This window comes from Pseudomonas sp. IT-196MI5 (assembly GCF_949767415.1).
In the GTDB taxonomy this organism is placed as follows: Bacteria; Pseudomonadota; Gammaproteobacteria; order Pseudomonadales; family Pseudomonadaceae; genus Aquipseudomonas.
On the sequence record NZ_CATKPZ010000032.1, the window covers coordinates 1 to 16,544 of the forward strand.

Below are 16,544 nucleotides of genomic sequence, written 5' to 3' on the forward strand. Positions count from 1 at the left end.
ATCTGGTTTTACGCGTAATCGTTCACGACCATCGCGAGCAGGCTCGCTCCTACAGGGATTGTGTTCCAACCTCGCGCTTTCGCGGCGACTGTACCAGCAGTCGCCGTTTTTTTTGTACATCACAAAAATGACCGGGAAAGACGCCCTCGTTTTCATGAAAAACGATTCGCAGACCACGCAAAAGAACGCCGATTTGTCAGATGTGTTTGTTCGCACAAACATCATCAGGCAAATCGGCGTGGGTGTTTCTGTGTTTCCCGGGATTGCGTAAAGAACCTTTTGTTGCCCTGGGCTCAGAAAGGTTTGGGGGCGGCGGCACTCACTGCGCAAAGACCAGACTGTTTCTGCGCGCTACGCCACGCCGCCGGTGGCATGCCGAACTGGTTGATGAACCAGCGGGTAAAGGAGCTGGCCATGGAGAAACCGAACATGTCGGCGATGCGGCTCAACGAGTGGTTCGGGTTTTCCAGATAACGCAGCGCCAGGTCACGGCGCACGTCGTTGACCAGGTCGTTGAAGGCACAGCCGTTGTCCTGCAGACGACGCTGAAAGGTGCGCACGTTCATGCCCTGTGACAGGGCGATTTGCTCGATAGTGGCGCGCCCCATGGGCAACAACAGGTAGATGGCCTTGCGCGCCTCGAACAGCATCGAAGTGCTTTCATCACCCTGTAGAGAGTCGATGTAGTCTTGGGCATAACGGGCCATGGCCGGGTCGGCATTGGGGTTGATCATATCGAGACTGGCGTCGGAGCAAACGATGCCGTTGAACTCGCTGCCGAACTCCAGATTGCAGCCGAACAGGCGCCGATGCAGGTTCAGACTGTCGGGTGGCTGGTGCATGAAGTTGACGCTGTAGGGGCGCCACTGGGAGCCGAGCAGTGTCGAGCACAGGCGAAACAGCACGCCAATGACCAACTCCGTGGCCTGGCGAATGGGCAGCAGGGATTCGGTAACCATCTCTGCACGAATGATCACGGTCCTGCCGGCCTCTTCAACGAAAATTCCCAGGGAATCGTTCATCAGATGACGGTAGCGCTCCATCACCTGCAAGGCTTCGCGCAGGGTGCGCTGTTGGCTGAGCAACAGGCTGACCACGCCGAGGTCCGAAAGCTGGCGCGACTCGGCCATGCTCAAGCCGAAGGTCTGGCAACCGCTGGCGGCGGCCGAATCTTCCAGCAGGCGCACGGCGGCGTCGATCGGAATGCGGTATTCGGGGGCTTGCAGCTGAGCCTTTATCAGGCCGGCAACTGCCAGGACGTCGCGTGGGTTGAATCCCAGGTCCTGGGTGACTTCCAGGTATTTGGTCAAGACGGCGGCGCGAACAAGCTTGGGCATGAGTAGGATCTCCCTCGGCCGATGGCGGCATTTCTTTTTTCATCGAAGATGTATTGAGCGAGAAGACGGCGCGTGTGGAAGTACTGACAACGCAAGCGATCTTCAACCTGGTCTGGCGCATTGCAGAGCAGGAAGCGCGGTCCCATCTTAGGGAGCACCAGCGCGGTGGCATGGGCATGGCGGGATAATTTCTTAGCATATTGGGACACTGCCGGCGGGCCATGGCTGGCGACGGCAGAAACAGTGCTACTGGCTTTTGATCTGTCCCAATTTCACAAGATTGTGTCCTGTGAAGCTTAGTGCGGGGCACCCTGTCAGAGCTACCTTCAGGCCCACAACTGATAAGATGGAGGTAGATAATGGATACGCGCACTTCAATGCGTATCGGTCAGCCGCTCGCTGCAATGGCGCAGGTGGATGCCGACGATCCTGATGTATTCAGCCATTGCTTTGCCGAACTCAACGGCATCCGCATGCATTACATCGACGAGGGAGAGGGCCCGCTCGTCATCCTTCTGCACGGTTTCCCTTACCTTTGGTACATGTGGCGCCGCCAGATCGTGGCATTGGCCGAGGCCGGCTATCGAGTCATCGTCCCGGATCAACGGGGCTTCGGGCAATCGGACCGACCCGATGCCATCGAAGCCTATGACATGAGCCAGGCCGTCGGCGACATGGTGGGTTTGATGGCGGCCCTGGGCGAAACGTCAGCGGTAATCATTGGACATGACCTGGGCGCCTGGGTAGCCCAGGCGGCGGCCATGCTGCGACCGGATTTGTTCCACGGCCTGGTGATGCTCAATACACCGGTACCGCCGCGCGGCAAGGTCAAACCAACCGTGGGTCTGCAGGCCATGGCGAAAGGAAGGGTCTACCACCACCTGTATTTCCAGCAGCTCGACAAGCCGGATCGCGAGTTGGCCAGTGATCCGCGCAAGACCTTGAGCAGCGTTTATTACTCGATCTCCGGCAGCGCCGTCGGTGCCGAACGCTGGCGTCTGTTCGTCGAAGCCGGTGAACCCATTCTCAATGCCTTTACCGAGCCCAAGGGGGAGTTTCCGTCCTGGTTGAGCCCGCAGTCGCTTGATTACTACATCGCCGAGTACACGCGCACGGGGTTTACCGGTGCCCTGAATTACTACCGCTGTCGTGACCGGAACTGGGAGATTACCGCGTTTCTCGACGGCGCGAAGGTAAGCCAGCCGAGCCTATTCATCGGTGGTGCTGCCGACCCCTCCCTGGAACCGGTCGAAATCCGTAGCCTCTACGACCAGATGGACGCCTATCTACCCGCACTGCGTAAAAAGGTCCTGCTACCCGGTGTGGGCCATAGCGCCGCAGAAGAAAGCCCCGCTCAGGTCAACGAATTGCTTCTGGAATTTCTCGAGCAGTTGGTGTCCAGCGACAGGGCGTGTGAGCAAGAGGCACGCTTAGCCCCTTGATACCATCGGTGCACGGTACCGGCGTCTGCCGCAACGTCAGCCCTGCCATTGCACATGGACAGGGCTGAATTGTTTCCCCACTACGCTCAGCCGACAGCCTTGACCAGCAGATGATCGCCGAACTGCTCGCGCAGACGGTTCTTCAGGACCTTGCCCGTAGCGCCCAATGGAATCGTGTCGACGAAGACCACATCATCCGGCGTCCACCACTTCGCGATCTTGCCTTCATAAAAGGCCAGCAGTTCTTCCCGTGTCAGGGCTGCCTGCGCTTTCCTGACGATGATCAGCAAAGGGCGTTCATCCCATTTCGCGTGTTTGGCGGCGATGCATGCCGCTTGAGAGACTGAGGGATGGCTCATCGCAATGTTCTCCAGGTCGATGGAGCCAATCCACTCTCCACCCGACTTGATCACATCCTTGCTGCGGTCGGTGATCTGCATGAAGCCATCGACATCGATGGTCGCTACATCGCCGGTCGGGAACCAGGTCTGGCCTGCGTGCTCGAGCAGCGGCGAACAGTCACCTTCGTTTCTGAAATAGTCGCGTACCACCCAGGGGCCACGCACCATCAGGTCACCCGATGTCGCGCCGTCCCAAGGCAATTCCAGTCCATCCGCGCCAACGATTTTCATGTCGACGCCAAACACTGTCCGGCCTTGTTTGGATTGCACGGCATGACGCTCTGCCGGGGACATATCAAGGTGCCTGGCCTTCAGGGTGCCAATGGTTCCGATCGGGCTCAGTTCAGTCATCCCCCAGACGTGCAATACCGCTACGCCGTAGACTTCCTGAAACTTGTGCAGCATCGCCGTGGGACAGGCTGCGCCACCAATGATGGTGCGCTTCATGCTGGAGAAATGCCGGCCTGTTTCTTCCAGATGCCCCAGAAGGCCTTGCCAGACCGTAGGTACGCCGGCGGACAGAGTCACCTGCTCGGCTTCGAGCAAATCGAACAGCGATTTGCCGTCCAGCGCAGGCCCGGGAAGCACCAGCTTGGCCCCGACCATGCACGCGATGTACGGAAGTCCCCAGGCATTGACATGGAACATTGGCACAACCGGTAGGATCACGTCGCGCGCCGAACAGTTCAAGGCATCAGGCAGCGCGGCCGCATAGGTATGCAGAAGCGATGAACGATGACTGTACAGGACTCCTTTCGGATTTCCCGTCGTGCCGGAGGTATAGCAGAGCGTACTGGCTGCATCCTCGTCGAGAATTGGCCAGGCGTAGTCGGCAGATCCCTGTTGAAGCAGATCTTCATAACAAAGCAAATTGTCGATGCCGACGTCTTTCGGCATGTGGGTGTGATCGGTCATGGCGATAAACGCCTTGACCGTATTGCAGCGGCCAGCAATGACCTTGATCAACGGCAGGAAGGTCATGTCGAAGAAGATGTATTGATCCTCGGCGTGATTGGCGATGTAAGCGACCTGGTCTTCATGCAGACGAGGGTTGATGGTGTGCACGATGGCACCCATGCCGGACACGCCGTAGTACAACTCCAGGTGACGATAGCCGTTCCATGCCAGCGTACCGATCCGGTCGGCGGGCTGGACACCCAGGCTGGTCAGCGCGCTAGCCATCTGGCGCGCGCGACGGTGGCAGTCCCGGAAGGTGTAGCGATGGACATCGCCCTCCACCCGGCGGGACACGATCTGTGTATCGCCATGATGGCGGTCGGCGTGCTCTATGAGCGAGGAGATCAACAGCTGCTTGTGCATCATCAAACCATGCATGACATCACTCCGTTCGTACGTCTTTGATCGGGGAGCGGACAGGCGGCCAGGGCCCTCTGTCAGACTCCGCGTCAAAACCGCGAACCGGGACAGCCTGTTTTCCTCCCCTGGATTTTGGCGATCAGGTTACTGTCCCGGCCCCCCCATGAATCGAGGGATGCCGGGCGTTTTCCTGGAACTCGGATCAGTTGAATGCCGTGAGGTCTTTTGGCGCGATGTCATGTTGCTCGCAATAGTCGAGATAACGCTTGAGCCCGGACTTCCAGTTTTCGAGTGCGACGATGTTGTCGTTCTCATCCAGAAACGCGAGATCGCCATTGACCTGAACCAGCGTGAGCACATAGCCGTCGCCACTACCGGTACTGACGACTTCCGGTGTGTGAGTCGATCCGGCCGTCTCGTACACGATGCTGCCCGGGCCGGCGACCCAGTCATGCTCCTTGTACTTCCACTGGCCTTCGAAGGTGTAGACCATCACCGTACCCGTGTGGTGGTGCTTGGGCAGCTGCATGTCGATCGGCGCCTTCATCATGACGATCCATTCACCACGGATCGGGTCAAGCTTGTAGTACTTCAGCAGGACGTTTTCGGCATAAGGCGTAAAGGGAATCCACGGCAGGGATTCGCCATCGATGACGGCGGTGTCGACGTGTTCGTAGAGCATAGGTATCTCCGTTGTTTTTTTGTTTGGATCGAGAATTTTCGGCAGCCAAGTCCGTTCGACCATTGCGGATAGTCGGGTGCTCTGGCTTCCCTGGAAGACCGTCAGGGTCAGGTCAGCGGGGTACCCGTGAGAGTGGCGCGCAGCATTTTTCTCGGCGCATTGCCGTAGTCAGCTACCGCGTAGTGCTGAACTTGCAGGTTGTCCCACATGGCAACCGTGTTGGTGCGCCACTTCAGGCGTACCTGATATTCCGGAATGGCGGCTTGGGAGATCAGGTAGTTCATCAAATGATGAGCCTCGGGCATGAAGTCCTGGCCGTAACGTACGTCCTCGAAGTTGAAGAAATTCGAGAAATGGGTAGTGAACGCCGAGTTGACGAACAACACCTTTTCACCCGTCTCAGGATGGATAAGCACAACCGGGTGTTCAGCGCCGGGGGTCTTCAGGGCCATCGCGTGACGTTCTTCGCGTGGCAACTGGGCGCCAAAAGTCTGCTCGGCACCGTGCTTTGCATACAAGCCATCGATCCGTTGCTTGATGCTTTCGGGCAACTTTTCGTAGGCCATCACCATGTTGGAAAACAGGGTGTCGCCGCCGGTCTCCGGACCCAGTTCGCAGCGCAATACCGCGCCGCGGGGCGGCGCCTTCTTGTAGGTGACATCGGCATGCCAGAGGTTTTCGCGGCTGGCCTTTTCGACATAGCTCTTGGGCTTGCTCGGATCGAGATTGCGGTACAGCATCAGCAACTTGTCCGCCTCCGGATGGCTCGGCGCCAGGGGATGGGCTTCCAGTTCGCTGAATTGCGCGGCGAAGTGCTGTTGCTCCATTGGAGTGATGTTCTGGTCGCGAAAGAACAACACTTTGTGCTTGAGCCACAGGGCCCTGATTTGCGCGATCAATTCTGGATCCTGGGCAGCGTCGACCAGGCTAACGTTGCTGAGCTCGGCGCCGATGGCGGGTGTGCAAAGCTCTACCTTGATCGAATGCTGGCGCACCGACGACCGGATGATGGCCGGTGCCGAGGGAGACGCTGGTGAAGGGGTGTCTTGGATTTCGGCGATTTTTGTCATTGTTGTGTCCAGTCCGTGCTTGTGCGGCGGTGCGCAATATGTGCATCCGGTATAGGTAACTGTCCCCTGCCTGTCAGGTAGAGGTGCCGTTCCTATAGTAGGTATCCCGGGTTCGATGTTATTGGCTTGGCAGGACAGTTTCTTCGCATATTGGGACGAATGAGCCGAAGGCCTGTCTCGAAGGCGAATAATGGCCACGCTCCTCCCACTTACACAGAATCCAGTGAGTTGCATCGTCCGGTTGAATCCGCCACACACGCCGCCCCGTCAGACAACAAGCAGCGGATAATTTGTCGCCCCTGGCACCAAACTGCATAAAATCATTGAAAAAAACCGCTACAAGCTTTAAACGGGAAGCTTTACGGCACATTGCTGGCAATCAGTAAGTGAGTGTCGGCAGTTTTGGGCTCAGGGAGCGCTGATGAGTTTTCGTACATTGACCGGCTCCCCATGGCAATCGAGTACGTGCGAAGTTGCCGCACTTCAACCAACAGAGAACCCGAATACTGTCGGCATGGCCTGCATTGGCGGCGACGACACGATCGGACAATTGCTGGACTCAGCGCGCAGCTGGGCCCATACCAGCGCCTGGGTGTTTTACCGCGCCGGTGAACAGATGCATCGGGTTGGCCAGGGCGACCCACGGGTACATTGGCCTTCAAGCGTTGCGAATGACGAGTTTGAAGGCTTTTGCCGGGCCCGCAACGTGCACCGCTGGCCGACCGGCAGAGGCGAAGGTGTGCTGGGTTGGCTACTCGCGCCAGTCGAGGATGCTGCGCAACCGGCGCTCGCTGAACTTGCCCAGCGCCTGGGCATTGAGCTACAGACCAATACCCTTGCCCGTGCGCAGATCACGCAGCGTGTGCTGTATGAAATTACCTATCTGGCCAGTTCGACCCGTGACCGGTCAGTGTTTCTGGTCGGGGTTCACCGGCTTTTGGCCAGCCTGATCGACGCCGAGAATTTCTATCTCGCGCTGTATAACCCGCGCACTGGCAAGATCGACTACCCGTATTACGTCGACATCATCGACGCTGATGCCCTGGAGGCCGAGAACTACGAATACCTTGACTCTGCGCATCTGTCGTTGACCGGCCAGGTATTGACCACCGGCCAGCCGTTGCTGATTGACTCTGCCGGCATTCTCGCGGCGCAGGCCGAAAAACGTTTTTATTGCGTGGGTGATCGTCCCGAGTTCTGGATGGGCGCACCGTTGAAAAATGCCTCGGATGAGGTGTTTGGCATGCTGGCGATGCAGGTGTATGACGTTTCTCGCATCTACAGCGCCGAAGACCGCGCGCTGTTTCTGGTGGTCGCCCGTCACGTGGCCATGGCGCTGGACCGGATTCTGCACCGGGAGGACCTGGAAGAAACGGTGATGCGTCGCACCCTGGAGCTTTCGGCACTCAACGACGCCTTGAGGCAGGAAGTGGCAGACCGAGAGCGCGCCGAACATCTGCAGAGCGCGCTGTTCCAGATTGCCGAACTGTCGAGCCGGCCTGGCGACATGGCCGAGTTGTTCCAGACCTTGCATGGCATCGTCGGTGAACTGCTGTTCGCGCAGAACTTCTACATTGCCCTGTTCGACGACGCGACCGGTGAAGTGACGTTTCCCTATTATGTCGATGAACGGCAGACGACCCGCCCGGCGGCACGGCGAGGGCGCCGGGGCTTGACCGAGTACGTGATCCGTCAGCGTCGACCCTGCCTGATTGACGCCGGCGAGGCTGAACGATTGTCCGCGCACGGTGAAACCGAAGTGGCCCCTGAGTCTGTGCGCTCCTACTCCTGGCTGGGCATTCCATTGTTCGAAGACGACGTGGTGCGAGGCGTGCTGGCGGTGCAAAGCTATACCTCGCAGGTGCGCTATACCCTGCGTGACCAGGAGCTGCTGACGTTCGTGTCGCGGCACATCGACACAGCGTTGTCGCGACGCACGGCCGCTGAAGCGATCCATGCCGCCAACCTCCAGCTGGAAGCACGGGTGCAGAGCCGCACCCGCGAGCTCGATCACGCCAATGCCAAGTTGCAGTACGAAAACTCCCACGATGCGCTGACCGGACTACCGAATCGCACCTACCTGCAACAGCGCCTCAATCGGGCCTGGTCGCGGTTCGGCAACGAAGGCGGGCACCTGTCGGTGATGTTCATCGATCTCGACCGCTTCAAGATGGTCAACGACAGCTTGGGCCACCATTTTGGCGACCTGCTGTTGATGCAGGCGGCCCACCGTTTGCGCGGTTGCCTGCGCGACACCGACATGCTGGCCCGCCTGGGGGGCGACGAGTTTTCGGTGCTGGCTCCCGAGGCGCCGCTGGAGGTGATGATCGAAATTGCCGAACGGATCCTGGAGGCGTTCGACCTGCCGTTTTTCATCAATGGCCATGAAATTTTCTCGTCCTGCAGTATCGGTATCGTCAGCGCCGACAACCAGTTCCATCACGAGCCCGCCGACTTGCTGCGCGATGCCGATGCGGCGATGTATCGGGTCAAGAGCGCCGGGCGCGACGGCTACGCGGTGTTCAACCAGGAGGTGCGCCGTGAAGTCTCGGACCTGGTCGAGCGAGAAGGGGCCTTGCGCAACGCACTCAAACGCAACGACGAACTGCTGCCGTATTTCCAGCCGATCGTCAGCGTCGAAACCGGCGAACTGTTGGCCCTTGAAGCGTTGATCCGCTGGCATCAGCCGGGCGGCCGGGTGATTGCACCGGGCGAGTTCCTGCCGGATGTCGAGGGTTTGCGCCTGATCGGTCGACTGGACCTGTACATGCTCGCCAGCATTGCCGCGATCCTCGCACAGCCCGGGCACGCCGATTGGCCGCCGGTGCACGTCAATTGCTCCAGCTACAGCATGACGCGTCCGGACTTCGCCGGTGAGGTGCTGACACTGTTGGCGCAGCACCGGGTTTCGCCGTCACGCATCTGCCTGGAGCTGACCGAAGGGGCGCTGGTCGCCGAACCGGCGATTGCCCGACAGACCATGCAGCAACTGGCGGACAACGGCATGTCAGTGGTGCTCGATGACTTCGGTACAGGGTTTTCATCCCTGAGCTATGTGCATCAATACCGTTTCAGCGGATTGAAAATCGACAAGTCGTTCATCCTCGAACTGACTACCAGTCCCCGTAGTCGCGCGATTGTCCGGGCGATTGTGCGGATGGCCGAATCGCTGGACCTGAGTGTGGTGGCCGAAGGCGTCGAGGATGAAGCGACGCTGGACCTGCTGCGGGAAATGGGGGCGGGGCAGGCCCAAGGTTATCATTTTGCCAGGCCGATGGCCTTGAAGACGTTGCTGGCCAGTCCACTGCTCGGTCGCCAGGGGCTCACCACTGCGTGCAACCCGGCAGCGGAATTTTGAACTCCCGATCCGGGGGCTGACTCCTAACTCACAAGGGAGTGCACATGACAATGTTGTAGCGATGACCCACCAACAGCTGCATAGCCGCGAGCCCGGCGCGATATTCGAAACCCACCTTCCAGCACGCCTGGACCGCTTGCCGTGGGGCCGCTTTCACTCCCTGCTGGTGGTCGCGCTGGGCGTCACCTGGTTGCTCGACGGCCTGGAAGTGACCCTGGCCGGCTCGGTGTCCGGCGCGCTGAAAAACAGCCCCGACCTGCACATGAGCAATTTCGATATCGGCTTGGCCGGCGGTATATACATCGCTGGCGCAGTGCTCGGTGCCTTGGTGTTCGGATGGCTGACCGATCGCCTGGGGCGGCGCAAGCTGTTCTTCGTTACGTTATGGCTGTATGTAGGTGCCACGGCGGCCACGGCGTTCTCCTTCAACCTGGAAAGCTTCCTGCTGTTGCGCTTCCTCACGGGCATGGGCATCGGCGGCGAATACACGGCGATCAATTCGACCATCCAGGAATTCACCCCGGCACGCTATCGTGGCTGGGTCGACCTGACCATCAACGGCACATTCTGGTTAGGCGCAGCGCTTGGCGCCGGCGGGGCGATCGTGTTGCTGGATCCGCATGTGGTCGGCGGCGATCTGGGCTGGCGCCTGTGCTTTGGCATTGGTGCGGCGCTGGGCCTGGTGATCCTGGTGATGCGCCTGTGGCTGCCGGAAAGCCCGCGCTGGCTGCTGATCCACGGTCGGCGCGATGAGGCACGAAGCATCGTCGAAGGCATCGAAGCGCGTCTGCGCGAACAAGGCCATGAACTGCCGGACGTGACCGGCAAACCACTGCGCCTGCACGCGCGGGACCATACGCCGCTGGCGGAGGTCTTCCATACCCTGTTCATCAGATTCCGCCGCCGCGCGCTGGTGGGGCTGACCCTGCTGACCGCGCAGGCCTTCTTTTACAATGCGATCTTCTTCACCTATGCGTTGGTGCTCACCGATTTTTACCAGGTGCCCGCCGAGCATGTCGGTTGGTATGTATTGCCCTTGGCACTGGGCAATTTCTGCGGGCCGCTGCTGTTGGGGCGCCTGTTCGACGTGATCGGCCGGCGCGTGATGATCAGCTTCACCTACGCGATGTCGGGGGTGTTGCTGGCGCTCAATGGTTATGCCTTCCAGCAGGGTTGGCTGGATGTCACCCAGCAAGCCGCGGCGTGGATGGTGATCTTTTTTTTCGCGTCCGCTGCGGCCAGCTCGGCCTACCTGACCGTGTCGGAAACCTTCCCACTGGAAATCCGCGCCTTGGCCATCGCCGTGTTTTACGCATTTGGCACTGGCCTGGGCGGCATCATCGGGCCGACGTTGTTTGGCCAACTGATCCAGACCCAGCAGCGCAGCAGCTTGTTGATGGGTTATCTGACAGGCGCTGCACTCATGTGTGTGGCGGCGCTGGTGCAAGCGGTTTGGGGGGTGGCAGCCGAGCGTCGAGCGTTGGAGCAGGTGGCCAGGCCTTTGTCGCAGGCCGAGGATTGAGGGGGGGCTACCAGCCAGCGAGCAAAAGGTGTTGGCCCTTTCGTGAAGGTGAACACATCAGGCTTACACCGGCCATCATCTGCTTTTTTTGGGTACTTCACGCAATCCCGGGGAACACCGACACCTGTAGAAGCTGCGGTGCGGCGATCCGACTTGCCAGCGATGGCGACCTTACGGCCGAGCATTTTCTTCCTGGTGTACATATTCATTGCTGCGGTAACGGCCACTTAGGGTTCCGCCCTTACGGCGGGTCACTTGGAAAAACGGAACGCCGCCCGGCCTGTAGGAGCAGCCGGTCGACGCTCGATTGCTCGCGATGGAGGTCAACGATGAAGCGGGGAGCCTGACACCCCGCGGTGCTCTCAGGTTTTTCGCGAGCAAGCTCGCTCCTACAGGGCCCGCCGCGATCGGCCATCCATGGCCGTACGCGGCTAACCCGGCATCCATGCCGGGTTGCCCACTGCGCAGAACCTGCGCTCGGCCTCACGAGGGGGCGTGCACCGCAACAGCACCGCGAGGCGAGCTAACGCTCGAGCTCGTTGTTTGGTGGTGCACGCGCTCCCCTGTGAGCTGCCGAAGGCTGCGATCTTTTGATCTTGCTTTTGGTGTTCCCCTGAATTCCGTGAAGAACCTTTTTCGAGCCATCCAGCATCATCAACCTATCACTCGGACATTCTGCTTTCTCGATGCCAGAGTGTCGGAAAAAGCTCGTGTTCCATAGGTTCACCTGATGCCAGAGCATCTTTAAGCCCAGGAAAGTCGGGGGAGGTGGCCCAAGGTCTCGGCGCATGCCGCACGTCATCGCCTATGACCCTCACTGAAAACGCACGGCGACGGTTATGCCCGCCCACGCCAGCCGAGGCATGCAAGGTCAACATGTTGAAACACACCATGTCCCCCGGCGACAACGTCCATCCCAGAATGGGAAAGTCCTCGCGATGGCTTTCAATATCCGGCAGCTCGCCCAGTGTTCCCTCGGCAAACCATTTGGCCTGGCTGTCCATGAAGGACCGGGGCATCAACCAGGGGCCTTTGTGTGAGCCGGCGATGAACTCGAGGGTCGATTCCCTGGGTACGGGGTCAACTGGAATCCAGAAACTCACGGTATCCGAACCCGTGATGTTGTAGTAAGGCTGGTCCTGGTGCCAAGGCGTGCGTTGGCGCGTATTGGGCTCTTTCACCAGCAAGTGATCATGGTGCAGGCGCACCTGTTGGCTGTTCAGCAGGGCGGCCGCGATGGGGGCGAGGGCGGAGTTGAAGATGAAATCGCGATAGTGTGCATTCTCTTGCCAGTTACAAAAGTCCTCGAAGAACCATCCCGGGTCCGTAGGGCTGCTCGCCACTTTTGCGCGAGGGCTGGGATGGGCAAGGTTGCGCTCGATGCCTAGCGTCAGTTCGCTGATTTGCTGCGCGGTAAACGCATTACGGATGCACACCGCACCATCGGTTTGAAAGGCACGTACAGTCTCGTCGCTGACGGGGCTGGCAAAATGAGATTCACCGCGTTGTGTCATTTCGTTCATGGGGATTGCCTCATTCGCCGTAAATATCGAAGTTGAAGTACTGCTTCGCAATCTGGTCGTATTGGCCTGATTGGCGAATGCTGGCAATGGCCGTGTTCAGCTGCTCTCTGAGCTCAGGCTGGTTTTTTCGGACACCGATAGCGACGCCATCGCCAATGATGCTTTTGTCGGTGATGGGCTCACCGGCGAAGGCAAAGCCCTGGCCCTGAGGCTTTTGCAGTAATCCGATGTCGGCCTGTACCGAGGCCTGGAACGATGCATCCAGGCGTCCGTTGATGAGGTCTGAAAACACCTGGTCCTGGGTCTGGTAGGAAAGGATATTGACGCCTTGGCGGCCCCATTGCGACTTGGCATAACTTTCATGCAGCGAGCCTTGAACCACCCCGACCGACTTACCCTCCAATGATTCTGCGGTCGGCAGCAATCCGGAGTCTTTTTTGGCAACGAGAGAAGACGGCGCGGTGTAGATCTTGTGGCTGAAGTCGACCTGCTGGCGACGTGGCTCGGTGGCGCTGAATGCAGACAGGATGGCGTCAAATTTTTTCGCCTTCAACGCCGGGATCATGCTGTCGAAGGGCTGCTCGACCCAAACACACTTGACCCGCAACTCGGCACAAAGGGCATTGCCCAGATCGATGTCAAAACCACTCAATGAGCCATCTGGCTGCTTTTGCTCGAAAGGCGGGTAGCTAGGGTCGACGCCGAATTTGATCACCGGTTCTGCCTGCGACAGCGGGGTGATGATCAGCCCGAACAGCAGGGTGATGGATTGAAGTTTGCGTAGTTGCATGATGACCTCGTTTTTTATTGGTTTTCTCGTTTTGGCAGGTCTTTGCTCAAGCGTTGAGTGGCAAGAAGGCCTCGGTCAACTTGACCCAATAGCCAGCGCCCCGAATCAGGATGTCGTCATTGAAGTCGTAGCGAGGGTCGTGAGCCATGCAGCTCTTTTCACCGTCGCCATTGCCGATGATCAGATAGCTGCCAGGGCATTGCTGCAGGAAGTAGGCGAAATCCTCGCTGCCATTGAAGGGCACGATGTCGTTCATCACCTCGTCTTCACCGAGCCAGTCGATGGCCACCTGACTGGCAAACCGGGTCATTTCTTCGTCATTCACCAGCAAAGGGTAATCGGCACTGTAGTCGATGTCGGCGGTCGCGCCGAATGCCTGCGCCTGGGCGTGAATGAGGTGTTTTATCTGGCTCTCCAGGCGGTCCCGGACGGCGTTGTTCAGTGAGCGGACGGAAATCAGCATGTGCGCACTGTCCGGAATCACGTTGGACGCCTTGCCTGCGTTAATGGCCCCGACGGTGATAACGCTCATTTCCTGAGGTGAGATGTTGCGCGAGACGATGGTCTGCAAGGCCATGATGATGCTTGCGCAGACCACCACGGGGTCGACGCTCAGATGCGGCATCGCGCCATGACCGCCTTTTCCGTGAATCGTGACATTGACCTGGTCGGCGGAGGCCATGAAGGGGCCGGCCCGGAACCCGAGCTTTCCGACAGGGTAGCCAGGCATGTTGTGTGCAGCGAACACTGCATCGCAGGGGAACTGTTGCAGCACGCCTTCCTGAATCATCCGTCGGGCGCCGGCCAGGCCTTCTTCGGCCGGCTGGAAAATCAGGCGGACGGTGCCGTCGAACGGATGGCCATGGGCGAGGGCGTAGGCGGCGGCGAGGAGCATGACCGTATGCCCGTCATGGCCACACGCGTGCATCTTGCCCGGTATCCGGCTGGCATAGGGCAGCCCGGTTTTTTCCAGGATCGGCAGTGCGTCCATGTCAGCCCGTATGCCGATCACACGCGAACCGGTGCCTTTTTTCAGCGTGGCGATGACCGCGGTTTCGGCGATACCGCGCGTCACGTCATAACCCCATTCGATCAATCGTTCGGCTACCAACTCACTCGTCTCGACCTCCTGATAACCGAGTTCAGGGTTGGCATGGATCTGGTGGCGCAGTTCGCGCATTTCCTGCTCAATCTCTTTTAACAGCGTGATGGACTGTGTCATTGGCAGTGTTTTTCCTTGGTGACCAGGAGGAGAAACCAATCTGTCGCAAGGGCCACAATCGACGATGGCTTACGGCATCATGCGTTTCATCAAAGTGCCTGGGCTTTTTCTGGTACGGTCTTTTGCTGAGGATCGAAGCCCGGGTGGTGTTGGTCCCAGAGTAGTGGGCCAAGGCAGCAGCTGACAGGCAATCGAAAGTGAACAAGGCAACCCAGGGTTAACACCGGCGGACACTATGAAGTTCTATCAACTCAATGCACTCGTGGCGGTGGCCGACGCGGGCAGTATCCGCGGCGCTGCAAAAAGACTCGACACTTCGCCGGCAGCGGTCACCAAGGCCATCCAGAAACTGGAGGCAGACACCGCCACACAATTGCTGATCCGTAATACCTCAGGGATTGTGTTTACCGAGCTTGGCAAAAAGTTGTTGATTCAGGCACGTCTGCTGGTGGCACAGATGGTCAGTGCCCGTCAGGTATTGCCTGACTGCAAGGGGGAACTGGAGGGGTGCCTGTCGGTCGCCGTGACACCCTGGTTGGCGATGACGCTCATGCCCAAAGCCGTCGTGCGTTTTCGCCAGCTGTTTCCAAAGGTACAACTTGAATTGCATGAGGGGCTTTCATCGGTCGCGTGTCCGCTGCTGCGGGATGCGAGCGTCGATCTGTTTATCGGACGGCTCGATACCCGGTTTTCCAGCACCGACCTGACCTATCTGCCGCTGTTCACAGCCGATTGTGCGGTGGTCGCCCGTCAGCAACACCCGCTGTCGAACAGCAGGACCATGGAGGACCTGGCGTCGGCTGACTGGATACTGGCCTCGCAACAAGATGGAACGATTTCCACGCAGGGGCATGTGCATTTCGCCCATTCGCTCTCGATCATCCTGAGCTTGCTGCGTGAAACCGACATGTTAAGCATCTTTCCCTGGCCGCTGGTGGAGATATGTGCTCAGCGCGAAGGCTTGTGCGCCTTGCCTCTGCGCGAGCCGGTCGGCAGTGCCTCGGTGGGCGCCATCAGCCGAAGCGGGCAGCCCCTGCGGCCGGCGGCCGAGCGGTTTCTGGAGTGTCTGATCGAAACCATTCACCTGGAGATGGGGCATGCGCAATCTCCTTATCGGCGCATGTTGCAGACCGTCGATTTGTTGGTCTGAGAGCGGTTATTGAAACTGAGTGGGACGTTACTGGTTTCATGGTCATGCGTCACTGGCCGGTCCTGGTCGATCTCAGTCTACCGCGACCGGCAGAAGGCGACCCATTGCGGACTCTGACTAACGTTGTGATTGAGGGGCTGGCCGGAGGCTAACGAAGACGGCTTTTGGACAGTCCCACTCTGCGGCCTATAGCGGGCTACAGGGCGAGTTGGTCGAGTTCGAATCCCTACCCACAGAGTGGGGCTTCGCAACGGTACTTCCAACGGCAGCATTGAACTGTGGATTCAACGGGTGGACGCAACAGATTGGCTAAAACGTTCAGCAGGCATTTCGTAGTTTAGTGTTTTCCGAGCGGTGCTCACGTTCAAAAAATTGAGTCAGTTGGAACACTGCATTTTTCTCACAGCACACCGCCTCCGCCTCCGCACGTATTGGAAACGCCAGACCAAGACGGCACATTTCCTTGTTGTCAAAAATATCGAAGCCGCAAGGAGCCATGGTGGAGCAGAAGCGGCAACCTATCCGGACTGATCCCGTCTCAGTCGGTATCGCCGGAACGACAACAAACCTCGACGCCATTTCATCACCTTGATTTCACGGTCTTTTGTTATCTCATGTCATATGACCACTAGATCAACCATTCGATTAATGGGAGTCGACAAGCGGTATCAGGTAGCACATGAAGGATGTCTGCCGGCTATCTACTGTGACATTAATTGAGGACTGCTAT

The 16,544-nt window shown here is 58.8% G+C and carries 12 protein-coding genes; 5 read left to right on the forward strand and 7 right to left on the reverse strand.

What is annotated here, in order from left to right; genetic code table 11:
- Positions 1-271: hypothetical protein (locus tag ACM6IK_RS18290; RefSeq protein WP_414875469.1), on the forward strand; the 271-nt coding region annotated here is incomplete at its 5' end.
- 22 nt (positions 272-293) lie between these two features.
- Here the strand turns inward: ACM6IK_RS18290 and ACM6IK_RS18295 are convergent.
- The gene (locus ACM6IK_RS18295) at positions 294-1,337 is read right to left on the reverse strand and encodes an AraC family transcriptional regulator (protein ID WP_414875470.1); all 1,044 of its coding nucleotides are present in this window, start codon (positions 1,335-1,337) and stop codon (positions 294-296) included.
- Between the two features lie 359 nt (positions 1,338-1,696).
- Between ACM6IK_RS18295 and ACM6IK_RS18300 the strand changes: the two genes are divergently transcribed.
- Positions 1,697-2,779 (forward strand): alpha/beta hydrolase, encoded by a 1,083-nt coding sequence (locus ACM6IK_RS18300; protein WP_414875471.1) that lies wholly within the window; start codon positions 1,697-1,699, stop codon positions 2,777-2,779.
- 86 nt (positions 2,780-2,865) lie between these two features.
- Here the strand turns inward: ACM6IK_RS18300 and ACM6IK_RS18305 are convergent, their stop codons facing one another.
- The 3 genes from ACM6IK_RS18305 to ACM6IK_RS18315 form a co-directional block, all read right to left on the reverse strand.
- Complete coding sequence (locus ACM6IK_RS18305; protein WP_414875472.1) at positions 2,866-4,515, reverse strand: 3-(methylthio)propionyl-CoA ligase; 1,650 nt, start codon at positions 4,513-4,515, stop codon at positions 2,866-2,868.
- 184 nt (positions 4,516-4,699) lie between these two features.
- Entirely contained in the window at positions 4,700-5,179 is a 480-nt protein-coding gene (locus ACM6IK_RS18310) for a 2,4'-dihydroxyacetophenone dioxygenase family protein (protein ID WP_414875473.1), read from the reverse strand.
- 107 nt (positions 5,180-5,286) lie between these two features.
- Positions 5,287-6,159, reverse strand: a complete 873-nt coding sequence (locus ACM6IK_RS18315) for a TauD/TfdA dioxygenase family protein (protein ID WP_414875480.1) — start codon at positions 6,157-6,159, stop codon at positions 5,287-5,289.
- Between the two features lie 511 nt (positions 6,160-6,670).
- Between ACM6IK_RS18315 and ACM6IK_RS18320 the strand changes: the two genes are divergently transcribed.
- Together ACM6IK_RS18320 and ACM6IK_RS18325 are read left to right on the forward strand one after the other, a co-directional pair.
- Positions 6,671-9,607 carry an EAL domain-containing protein gene (locus ACM6IK_RS18320; RefSeq protein ID WP_414875474.1) on the forward strand — a complete coding sequence of 979 codons (2,937 nt, stop codon included), beginning with the start codon at positions 6,671-6,673 and terminating at the stop codon, positions 9,605-9,607.
- A gap of 61 nt (positions 9,608-9,668) precedes the next feature.
- Entirely contained in the window at positions 9,669-11,129 is a 1,461-nt protein-coding gene (locus tag ACM6IK_RS18325; protein ID WP_414875475.1) for an MFS transporter, read from the forward strand.
- 662 nt (positions 11,130-11,791) lie between these two features.
- On the opposite strand, the gene ACM6IK_RS18330 is transcribed toward ACM6IK_RS18325, so the two are convergent.
- The 3 genes from ACM6IK_RS18330 to ACM6IK_RS18340 are packed head-to-tail and all read right to left on the reverse strand — an operon-like array spanning position 11,792 to position 14,664.
- Positions 11,792-12,652, reverse strand: a complete 861-nt coding sequence (locus ACM6IK_RS18330) for a phytanoyl-CoA dioxygenase family protein (protein ID WP_414875476.1) — start codon at positions 12,650-12,652, stop codon at positions 11,792-11,794.
- 10 nt (positions 12,653-12,662) lie between these two features.
- Entirely contained in the window at positions 12,663-13,442 is a 780-nt protein-coding gene (locus tag ACM6IK_RS18335; protein ID WP_414875477.1) for an ABC transporter substrate-binding protein, read from the reverse strand.
- A gap of 46 nt (positions 13,443-13,488) precedes the next feature.
- Positions 13,489-14,664, reverse strand: a complete 1,176-nt coding sequence (locus tag ACM6IK_RS18340; protein WP_414875478.1) for a M20 aminoacylase family protein — start codon at positions 14,662-14,664, stop codon at positions 13,489-13,491.
- 235 nt (positions 14,665-14,899) lie between these two features.
- On the opposite strand from ACM6IK_RS18340, the gene ACM6IK_RS18345 reads away from it, so the two are divergent.
- Entirely contained in the window at positions 14,900-15,814 is a 915-nt protein-coding gene (locus ACM6IK_RS18345; RefSeq protein WP_414875479.1) for a LysR family transcriptional regulator, read from the forward strand.
- Positions 15,815-16,544 lie beyond the last annotated feature (730 nt).

Excerpts from the sequence above, each read along its gene's own strand:
- ACM6IK_RS18320 (WP_414875474.1), top strand. The coding sequence starts at position 6,671 with ATGAGTTTTCGTACATTGACCGGCTCCCCATGGCAATCGAGTACGTGC.
- ACM6IK_RS18305 (WP_414875472.1), bottom strand. The coding sequence starts at position 4,515 with ATGCATGGTTTGATGATGCACAAGCAGCTGTTGATCTCCTCGCTCATA.
- ACM6IK_RS18325 (WP_414875475.1), top strand. The coding sequence starts at position 9,669 with ATGACCCACCAACAGCTGCATAGCCGCGAGCCCGGCGCGATATTCGAA.
- ACM6IK_RS18330 (WP_414875476.1), bottom strand. The coding sequence starts at position 12,652 with ATGAACGAAATGACACAACGCGGTGAATCTCATTTTGCCAGCCCCGTC.
- ACM6IK_RS18295 (WP_414875470.1), bottom strand. The coding sequence starts at position 1,337 with ATGCCCAAGCTTGTTCGCGCCGCCGTCTTGACCAAATACCTGGAAGTC.
- ACM6IK_RS18340 (WP_414875478.1), bottom strand. The coding sequence starts at position 14,664 with ATGACACAGTCCATCACGCTGTTAAAAGAGATTGAGCAGGAAATGCGC.
- ACM6IK_RS18300 (WP_414875471.1), top strand. The coding sequence starts at position 1,697 with ATGGATACGCGCACTTCAATGCGTATCGGTCAGCCGCTCGCTGCAATG.
- ACM6IK_RS18310 (WP_414875473.1), bottom strand. The coding sequence starts at position 5,179 with ATGCTCTACGAACACGTCGACACCGCCGTCATCGATGGCGAATCCCTG.
- ACM6IK_RS18345 (WP_414875479.1), top strand. The coding sequence starts at position 14,900 with ATGAAGTTCTATCAACTCAATGCACTCGTGGCGGTGGCCGACGCGGGC.
- ACM6IK_RS18335 (WP_414875477.1), bottom strand. The coding sequence starts at position 13,442 with ATGCAACTACGCAAACTTCAATCCATCACCCTGCTGTTCGGGCTGATC.